The organism is Aquibium pacificum, from assembly GCF_040839445.1.
Lineage (GTDB): Bacteria > Pseudomonadota > Alphaproteobacteria > Rhizobiales > Rhizobiaceae > Aquibium > Aquibium pacificus.
The window spans coordinates 1-289 of sequence record NZ_JBDPGJ010000051.1; the positions used below are offsets into that span (position 1 = coordinate 1).

Here is a 289-nt window from a genome sequence, read left to right on the forward strand (position 1 = left end):
GTTCACTTCCTTCACCACCAGCTTGGACAAGTTGTCCATCACGTAGGCAAACGCCTCCTTCTCGCGGCAGCGATAGGTCGGAACGTTGTGCAGGATCGGATCCTCGCCGGTGAAGAACTTCACGATCTCCGGCATGTAGCTGTAGACCGCCTTGTCGTCCGAGATGCCGGTGCCGACCGCGTTGGCGAGGGTGACCGAACCGCGCTCGTAGGCATTCATGATGCCCGGCACGCCGAGCACCGAATCCGGCCGGAAGACGAGGGGATCGAGGAAGTCGTCGTCTAGGCGG

1 protein-coding gene is annotated in these 289 nt (G+C 61.6%); it reads right to left on the reverse strand.

All coding sequences use genetic code 11. The annotated features are described in order from the left end of the window. On the reverse strand, positions 1-289 hold a 289-nt coding region (locus tag ABGN05_RS30115), incomplete at both ends, for a circularly permuted type 2 ATP-grasp protein (protein ID WP_367957742.1).